This is a genomic window from Mycobacterium sp., assembly GCF_049802695.1.
GTDB lineage: Bacteria > Actinomycetota > Actinomycetes > Mycobacteriales > Mycobacteriaceae > Mycobacterium.
This window is the reverse complement of sequence record NZ_JBARMY010000083.1, coordinates 1-8441: the sequence shown is the minus strand read 5'-3', so window position 1 is coordinate 8441 and position 8441 is coordinate 1. Positions and strand designations below refer to the sequence as shown.

7 protein-coding genes and 1 pseudogene are annotated in these 8441 nt (G+C 66.2%); 3 read left to right on the top strand and 5 right to left on the bottom strand.

Features of this window, described 5'->3' with window-relative positions; all coding sequences use genetic code 11:
- A pseudogene (locus tag WA317_RS02905) lies at nucleotides 1-615 on the bottom strand (cytochrome P450); the annotation flags it as partial.
- Nucleotides 616-1094: 479 nt separating this feature from the next.
- Between WA317_RS02905 and WA317_RS02900 the strand changes: the two are divergent.
- Complete coding sequence (locus WA317_RS02900) at nucleotides 1095-4316, top strand: ATP-binding protein (RefSeq protein WP_425171608.1); 3222 nt, start codon at nucleotides 1095-1097, stop codon at nucleotides 4314-4316.
- The gene (locus WA317_RS02895; RefSeq protein ID WP_425171607.1) at nucleotides 4303-4695 is read left to right on the top strand and encodes an SRPBCC family protein; all 393 of its coding nucleotides are present in this window, start codon (nucleotides 4303-4305) and stop codon (nucleotides 4693-4695) included. Before WA317_RS02900 ends, WA317_RS02895 begins: the two co-directional genes overlap by 14 nt.
- An 8-nt stretch (nucleotides 4696-4703) precedes the next feature.
- On the opposite strand, the gene WA317_RS02890 is transcribed toward WA317_RS02895, so the two are convergent.
- Genes WA317_RS02890 through WA317_RS02875 form a run of 4 tightly spaced genes read right to left on the bottom strand, consistent with a single transcriptional unit; the run spans nucleotide 4704 to nucleotide 7705 of the window.
- Nucleotides 4704-5486: an alpha/beta fold hydrolase gene (locus WA317_RS02890; RefSeq protein WP_425171606.1), complete on the bottom strand. Its 783-nt coding sequence runs from the start codon at nucleotides 5484-5486 to the stop codon at nucleotides 4704-4706.
- A 32-nt stretch (nucleotides 5487-5518) separates the two neighbouring features.
- Nucleotides 5519-6490 carry a hypothetical protein gene (locus WA317_RS02885; protein WP_425171605.1) on the bottom strand — a complete coding sequence of 324 codons (972 nt, stop codon included), beginning with the start codon at nucleotides 6488-6490 and terminating at the stop codon, nucleotides 5519-5521.
- A 43-nt stretch (nucleotides 6491-6533) separates the two neighbouring features.
- Nucleotides 6534-7139 carry a carboxymuconolactone decarboxylase family protein gene (locus WA317_RS02880; RefSeq protein ID WP_425171604.1) on the bottom strand — a complete coding sequence of 202 codons (606 nt, stop codon included), beginning with the start codon at nucleotides 7137-7139 and terminating at the stop codon, nucleotides 6534-6536.
- Nucleotides 7136-7705 carry a carboxymuconolactone decarboxylase family protein gene (locus tag WA317_RS02875; protein ID WP_425171603.1) on the bottom strand — a complete coding sequence of 190 codons (570 nt, stop codon included), beginning with the start codon at nucleotides 7703-7705 and terminating at the stop codon, nucleotides 7136-7138. Before WA317_RS02875 ends, WA317_RS02880 begins: the two co-directional genes overlap by 4 nt.
- 128 nt (nucleotides 7706-7833) lie before the next feature.
- Here WA317_RS02875 and WA317_RS02870 point away from each other — a divergent pair.
- A partial coding sequence (locus WA317_RS02870) for a TetR/AcrR family transcriptional regulator (protein WP_425171602.1) occupies nucleotides 7834-8441 on the top strand: 608 nt, incomplete at its 3' end.

Genomic DNA, 8441 nt, shown 5'->3' with positions numbered 1-8441 from the left:
GGGCCGCACCGCTCGGTCGGCAATGTAGGTCAGCGCGACCCGAATGGGTTCGGCGACCGCCTCAGTGTATTCGTCGAGGTCTAAGCCCAGCACTGAGCGGCCTAATGCGCGCAGGGTGAGCCGGCGGCATTCCGCGTCAAGATCGATTTCGCCGCCCTCGCGCCAGCTTGCAGCGACAGTGTCGGCGGCCCGGAACATGTCGCCGCCGAAAGCCCGCACGTGGTGTTTGGTGAAGACCGGTTGCAGGGCTCGCCGGCGCGGAAGCCACGGTTCGTGCGGGAGGTCGAACATGTTGTCGCCGAGCAAATGACGCATCTCCTCGTGAAGGCTCATTTTGTCGACGAACGCATCCGTGCGTCCCAAGACGTCGCGGATTGCGGCCGGAGATGTGGCCAGCACCATCGGTGGGACCAGCCGCTTCGGGCCTACCCCGACGCTGGTCACCGGTCCGCCTGTATCCCGCAGCATCTCCTGGCCGGTGTGGAACACCCGCAAGGCCCTCAGCCGTTGCCGGCAGGACAGTGGATTGTGCGGCGGCAGCGGCAATGCCGCCACATCTACCGCAGGCCGGATCTTGGCAGCGCTGTCGAGTTGGCCGCACGACTCGAAGCTCATTGTCCAGCAGCCTGTCTCGGAGAGCCGGACATCGGCGCAGTCATAGTCGGCCCATTTCGCGGGACATCCGGGCCGCCTCCAGATACGAGGGTTCACGGCGCCGGACGTGAGGTCGAGGTGCTGTCAACGCGGTAAGGGTACGGCCAAGTCCGGCCAACCGGTGGCTGGCCGTTGCGGCCGACGCCACCGGCGGCGGGCTCACCGCAACGTCGTGCTCGGTGACGAGGATTGCGGCTCGCATGCGCCGCTTGTGGGCGGCTCTCGGCCGAACCGATGCGCGGCCTGGCCGCCATGCCGGTGATATGAGCGACATATCCGAACCTCCTACTAGTGATTACCGGTCTTTTCGGCCGGCCAACATGTCGAGCACAGTGTTGAAAACGGATCGTCAATTCACCGTCAATCGATAACGAGCGCGTAGTGACGGACTTGCTTATTGCTTGTTAGGCTTTGCTGCCAAGGGGTCATTGGAGGACGCGATGCCCACCGACCAGGTCAGCGTGTCGGTCTCGGTTCGCGTGCTGGGCGGAATAAGCATCGACGTCGACGGTGTCGCGGTAGCCCTACCCGAAAGCCTGCGGGCGGTGGCGCTGCTGGGGTGGCTTGCTATTCACGCTGGGCCGCGGAGCCGTTCGGAGATCGCCTCAGCGCTGTGGCCGGATGTTCCTGATTCAGCCGCCCGCAGCAGTATGCGCACGGCGCTCTGGGCGTTGCGCCGCGCCATCGGTCAGCACGCCGACTCGGTGCTGGACACCTCACGTAACCGGATCGGAATACGCAACGTCGAATTGGATGTCGCGCGGTTCGACGAGCTGGTCGCCGACGACCGTCTGGATGAGGCGCTGGCCATGTCTTCGGGCGAGCTGCTGGCCGGCCTTGATGACGAGTGGGCGATTCTCGCGCGGGAATCACACCGCGACAGGGTGACCGAGTTGCTGAAGGACCAATCTGAAAAGGCGGCTGCGAACGGCGATTCAGCGTTGGCGGTCGAGCGCGCCCGGCACGCTGCGGAATTGAATCCACTGTCCGAAACGTGCGCACGTCTGCTGATGTGCCGTTACGAGGAGGCCGGGGACCGTTCGCTGGCGCTTGCGGTTTACGCGCGTATCGTCGAACGGCTCCGCCACGAGCTGAAGATCGCGCCCTCGGATGAAACTTGGCAGCTGGCCCAGAAGATTCGCAGCAGCCAGCAGCATCAGCATCCAACACCGCGTGCATCAACGCAGTTACATCGGCTGGCGACGACCGCCCTCATAGGCCGTGACCGGGAGCTCCGATCGCTGGGACGGGCGTGGAGCTCAGCGCGTTCCGGCGCCGGCGGGGTGGTCATCGTGCACGGCGAGCCCGGCATCGGAAAGACGCGTCTCGTCGCCGAGCTGATCGAATTAGCTGGTCACACACGGGGTTTGACCGCGCTGGGCGTGACGAGCTCAATCGGCTCACCGCCGTACTGGCCATGGGCAGAACTGGCGAGTGCGCTGCTGCGTGGCCTGGGCGGCGTTCCTGACGGCGAGCCGTTCACCACGGCGCTCGCTCCGCTGTTGCCGACGCTGATCCAACCTGCGGCACCCGGCCCGCCCGATTTCGAACAGGCTCGCCTCACTGAGGGACTGTTGGATCTTCTTGCATACGCGGCAGCGTCGGCACCGGTGCTGGCTGTTATGGAGGACATGCACGGTTGTGACGACGCCAGCGCGTTGGTGCTCACCCGCGCGTGCCGTCGGGTACAGACCCTGCCGGTGCTCCTCGTGTGGACCCGACGCGACCGTCCGCTGCCCGCCGCACTCATCGACGCCGAGCACGAGGCGCGGCACTGCGCGGCAGTGCTGGCCGATATCGCTCTGAGGCCTCTTGCCGATAGCGACATTGCGGAGATTGCGGGCAGCGCCGGGCTCGTCGATGGCGACGCGATCAGCAAGGTGGTTGCTCAGGCCGACGGCAACGCGCTGTTGGCCGTAGAGTCGGCACGCGCGATCAAGCGGGGTGATCCCGACGGTGCCCAAGGGCTCAGTTCCACCGTGCGGGCCGCCCGCAGTCACTTGTCGGTGTCCTCGCGCGCGCTGTGCGAGGTGATGGCGGTGGCCGGGCGCGCGCTGAGCATCGAAGACGCCCGACGCCGCACCCGGCCCAGCGACGATGCCGAATTGGACGCGACATTCGAAGGCGCGAGCAATGCTGGACTGTTGCAGATCGTTGACGGGAAAATCGATTTCCGACACGCGTTGGTAAGGGATGCCTACTACGCCAGTCTGCCGGAGCTGCAACGGATCCGGCTGCACGCCGCGGCGGCATCTGATCTCGACGAGACCGGCCTGCCAGAGCTGGCCGGCGAGACCGCCCGGCATCTACTCGCGACCGGTGACCGCGACGGGGCGGCGCGGCTGTTGGTGCGCGCCGCGAATCACGCGCTTTCGCTGGGCGCGCTCAGCCGCGCCGAAGAATTACTTACTGAGGCGTCCGGTCTGCAGCCTTCCAACGTCGACATCGTGCTGGATCTTGCTGGTGTGGCCGCGCACCGCGGGATGGCCGACCTGGCGCAGGAGCGGTTCGAACGCGCGGTGAACGCCCTTGAGGACGCCGAGGATCAACTCGGTGTCGCGACCGCGCACATCCGCTGGGCCGAGTGCAACACCGGCCCGCTGTGCCGGCCCCTGGTTGCCCGTCATGCCGTCAGCACGGCACTGGAAGTCATTGACAGCGCCGGTGTCTCGGCGTTGCGGCTGCGGCTTGAGGCGCAAGCATTCCTCGCACTCTGCGAGGCGATGGCCGGCGATCCGCAAGCCTGCGAACAGCTATTGGACAGCATCGACGCACAGTGCGGACGGCTGCCCACCGACCCGATCCGCGACATCCGCCGCCATATCGCCCGGACTTTGGCCCACATCCGTCAAGGCCGCCTCGATGAGGTGGGCGACGCCGGGCGGGCGGCTGCCGCGATCGCCCGGTCGATCGGACGGCTGGATCTCATGTACGGATCGCTGCTGAACTCCGCGGCCGGTCTGGCATCAACCGGCGCCTACGCTGAGGCCCTTCAACTGCTCGACGAAATCGGAACGGTGCCCAGTGCGGGTAGGTTGCCGCTGGCGATCGAGGCCGATGTGCAATTGTCCCGCGCCTGGCTGATGTCACGCCTCGGCCGGCACGCCGAGGCGTTGCGTGTCGCCAAATCGACGCAGCGATTGGCGGAGCGTATCGGCGGCCCTGAACTCGCCGCCACTGCCGATGCCGAAACGGGCCGGATTCTGCTGCGGGCCGGACACTACGAAGAAGCGGCTCTGTGCCTCGCGCACGCCTTGCATGCCGAAAGCGCCTCGATTGGGCGGCCATTGGCCCATCTCCAGCGCGCAGAGGCGCTTACTCGTCTGGGCCGGCTCGCGGACGCCCAACAGGAGCTCGCTGCCACCGCGCTGGAGCCCGTCGGGCGCGCCGATTGGCCCGACACACTAGTCGCGCGAATGGCGTTGGTGCGCGGGTTGATCGCCACAGCGCAAGGCGATCGACCTCAGGCTCAACGTTATCTGGAGCGCGCGGCCGCTGGTTGGCGACGCCGAATCGCCGACGCCGATGCCAGTGGATCGACCGCCGCGCTGGCTGACTTGGGACGGCCTGTGATCGGCCAGATCTCGCCGGCCGAAGAGCTTGACAGCGTCCTTGCCGACCTTGCCCAACTCAACAACGGGAGCAGACATGCCCAGCTTTGATGATTCGACGCAGACCTCCGCCACGCCAGAAGACGTCTGGATGCTGCTGTACGACCCTGTGCGGTTTCCGGACTGGTGGACTGGAATCGCGTCGACGATCCCCGGCGGACAGGGGGATTACACGATGTTCGTCGAGGGCTATCCCGACTTCCCGATGCCGCAGTCTTTGGAGGCTGAGTCCCACGACCGGCGTGTCACCATCTCGTGCATGGTGTCCGATCTGGTGTTCCAGTGGCACCTCGAACCCGCAATCGGCGGCGGCACAACAATTTCTGTGCACGTTGAAATCCCGGACGGTGAAGCCGCGCGATTGGACATGCAGCGCGAGGTGATCGGATCGTCGCTGCGGAACTTAGGGGAATTGGCGGCGCCGAAATAGCTTGCTTATCACCGCTGGGTGCTTACCGTACGCAGGTAGTCGATGACCGCGGCGGCAACGGCATGAGGTTGCTCTGGGAACAGGGCATGGCTGGCGTCGTCGATGACCGTGGTCGTGACACGGTCACCGTAGCGGGCGCGCAGATCGCCCCATTCGTCGCGCTGGTGAAACGGGTCGAGGTCGGCGATGATCTCGAACACCGGTGCGGCCCCGGCACCCCAGTAGCGCGCGACATCGGTGCGTTGCACGCAGTTCACCTGCATGGCAAGGGTGTCGGGATACCAGCCGGTCAGCCAGGTTGCGGCATCGTGGCCGACTGCGAAGAAGGCCAGCCGCAGCGCGGCTAATCGGGTGGCGTCGGGCAACGTGAGATCACCGGCGCGTATCGGCGCTGAGTTGATCTGCGGGTCAACGGTTCTTCCGGACGCTGCGGCCAGGATCACCGCGGCCACCATGTCGGGATAGTGCACGGCGGTAGCCCGGGCGACGAAGTTGCCGAACGCGTGCCCGAGGATGACTGCAAGTCCGTCGGCCAGGTCGTCGATCACCGCCGCGATATCACCAGCCATGTCGGCGAAGGTGATACCGCTCATCGGTCCGGAAGAGCCGGCGACGCCGCGAGGCTGTGGTCGCAGCACCCGGTAGCCGGCGGCGACGAGCGCGGTGGTCAACGGGTCGAAGTCACCGCCGGCGTCGCGTCCGTAGGACGGGATAACGACAACGGCAGGCCCGTGCCCGTCGACGCTGGTGTCGATTGACGCCTGGTTGGTTGTGACGATGTGCCGGGTCACGCTTCCGCCGAGCTCATCGGCGTCGTTGCGGGCTAATCGATTTCGACACGTAACACAGCGGCGCGCCGAACGACTCCATCCGGAGGCGCGGTGGTGCCGCCGTCGGTGGTGACGTAGGCGATCCGGCCGCGATCGCCGTCTGCGCGGCCCCAGGCGGCGCTGGACGGCCCGATCAGGTTGTCGTCGAAGGGGTTTCCGGCGATATGGCGGACCTCGCTGCCGTGCCGCGGCTCTAACGGTGTCCGATCGATGGTGTTGGCGCGGTGTCTGGTGATGTAGGCAAATTTGGCCTGGTCGTCGAGACAGAAATCGTCGGCGTTATCGATCGCGGCGACGAATTCTGCTGACGAACCCGGATTCAGCGTCGACGGGTCGACCGCCACCCGCATGAACACCTGCTGTGCCGTTGAGGTGTAGTACAAGTAGCCGGTGTGCGGACTGTAACGCACGCCGTTCACGCCCGGTTGTGGCGGCGGCGGTACGTCGCTGTCAGGGTCGAAGGCCATCGTGTCGTGGGCGAGCCACACCTGCGCGGTGGCGTGCCGAGCGTCCCGGGCGAGGTCGACGCGCCAGATCAGGCCGGCGAAGCAGTCGGCGACCGCCAGCACCCCCGGCCCGAGCAGGCAGCTGCCGTTGAGTCCGCGGGCCCGCTCGTCGAAGGTGTAGATGACCTGCGGGGTCACCGGCTGTCGGGGTGACCAGTCGGTGAAATCTACTCTCGCCAGGTGTGATTCGCCGGTGGTGTAGGCCTCGGTGAGGTTGATGACGAATATGTCGGGCGCGACCTCGACGATCCCGGTGACGGGGTGATCGAAGGTGTGCACCAGGACGGGGTCTACGAGCCCGCCGGGCTGGGGCGGCGGCATCCACCACAGTTCTCGCTGCAGTACGGCGGTGATCAGCAGCGAGCCGTCGGCGCGCACGGCGAGGTTCTCCAGAAAGTACTTCTGGGGGAAGTAGGCGACGGGGGTGAGTGTCACAGCGGGCAGGGGCGGAAGAGACATGGTCGTCCTCGAGTTGGATGGCGGGCTGGCGCACGGGTACGGGTCAGCGCTGGTGGTGGTTGGGGGCGGTAATCGCGAAAACATTGAGGATGCCGCAGACAGTGTGATAAATGCCGGTCAGCATGGTGATGTCGAAGACCCCGGTGGAGCCGAACCGTTGCGTCGCTTGGCCGTAGAGCCCGTCGTCGACGTGATGGGCGGTGGACAGTGCCCGGGCCAGGCGGTGGGCGGTCCGTTGGTGGTCGGTGAGCGCCTCGGGTTCGCTACCGGCGACCAGTTCGGCGATCACCCACTCCGACAATCCCCCGTGCCGGGCGACTGCGGAGTGGGCGTACAGCTCGTACGGGGCTTGCCACACCGAGCCGACGGTCAGGATCACCACCTGGCGGATGCATTCGTCCAGCGAGGTGCATTGCTGTTCGGCTGTCTGCAGCTTCAGGAAGGCGGCGGCGATTCCCGGGTTGAGCAGGCTTGGGTTGAACGGCCCGATCAGCCGCCCTTCGGAAGTGGCCGCCGAGAATCCGTTGCGTCGGGCCCACGCCACGGCAGTACCCGTGATGTCGTCGAACAACTCCCGCGCCGCATCGTCGAGAGCGTCCCGATCAGCCAGGTCCCGGCGACCGCCCAGGCCGGGTAGGGCGCCGGTCACTGGTCCAGTCCCTCGGCATTGGCGGGCACGTCGAAGGCGCCCAGCGTCATGCACACCATGGTGAACCAGCCGAGCAGCACCGCGACATCGACGATGCCCGCGTCGCCCAACAGGTCCCTGGCGCGCCGGTAGAGCCCCGTCGGCACCACCCGCGCCGTGATCAACGCTGACGCCAACTGGTAGACCACCTGCTCTCGCGGGTCGTCGAACGACGCCGGTTGTCCAGCGATGATCGCTTCGACCCGTGCTGGGTCGAGGTGGCCGTCGCGCTCGGCGATGATCTCGTGCTCGTAGGTGGCGTAGGCGCTGCGCCATCGCGCGGTGACCAGAAGGGTGGCGATTTCGATCTCAGCCTTGCTCAACGTGGAGTGGCGCTGAAAATAGGCGCCGGTCGGCACAATCGTGGTCGACAAAGTCGGGTTGGCTAGCCAGATCTTGTGCGGACCGGGCACCAGTCCCCGCAGCTTGCGGGTGAAGTCGTAGGCCTGCTTCATCGCCGATGCCATCTCGTCGACCGGCGTTTCCACGAACCGGCCGAACGTGCCGAAGTCGGTTGCACTACTCATCAGCTGTCGTCTCCTTTGGGTAAGCCGATACCGGCAAATCCGCGAACGAACGTCCGCTTTTATGGTGTTCCACAGTGACGGGCTTGTCAAACGCGAACGATCATGCTTTTTTGCGATATGGTCATCTTATGCCGAAGGTAACGCCGGAATACCGTGCGGAGCGCCGCGCCCACGTCATGGCGGCTGCGCGGCGCTGCTTCGTTCGCGACGGCTTCCACGCCGCCTCCATGCAGGACCTCGTCGATGAGGCCGGAATGTCCTCCGGCGCGGTGTACCGCTACTTTCCCAGCAAGGACGCGGTCATCGAGGCGATCGCTGCCGAGAATCTCGAGCAGGTCGTCGCCGTCATCCGGCAATCCATCGATGATGGCGCCAGCCCCCCGGCGGCCATCGCGAGCGTGCTCGAGTTCGTCACCAGCCGCCACGCCGAGGACGGCTTCGCCGCAATCGCCCTGCTGGTCTGGTCGGAAGCCTTGCGCAACCCCGCACTGGCCAGCCACCTGCGCGACGCCACCGCCAGCGCTTTCGCGAAGTTGAGCGCAGACGCGCACCCTCGATCCGACGGTGCGGTGGACAATACGAGATCGACACACGGCGACCACGGCCCACTCGACTCGGCGACCCTGGCCGACCTTCTGTTGTGCGTGCTGCCCGGCTATCTGATGCGGTTGGCTCTCGGCGGCCCCCAGGCGATCCAGAACGTTCCCGACGCTGTCGAAAAGGTACTTACCGTCTC

Coding starts and splice junctions, on each gene's coding strand:
- WA317_RS02885 (WP_425171605.1), bottom strand. CDS start 6,490: ATGTCTCTTCCGCCCCTGCCCGCTGTGACACTCACCCCCGTCGCCTAC.
- WA317_RS02875 (WP_425171603.1), bottom strand. CDS start 7,705: ATGAGTAGTGCAACCGACTTCGGCACGTTCGGCCGGTTCGTGGAAACG.
- WA317_RS02900 (WP_425171608.1), top strand. CDS start 1,095: ATGCCCACCGACCAGGTCAGCGTGTCGGTCTCGGTTCGCGTGCTGGGC.
- WA317_RS02895 (WP_425171607.1), top strand. CDS start 4,303: ATGCCCAGCTTTGATGATTCGACGCAGACCTCCGCCACGCCAGAAGAC.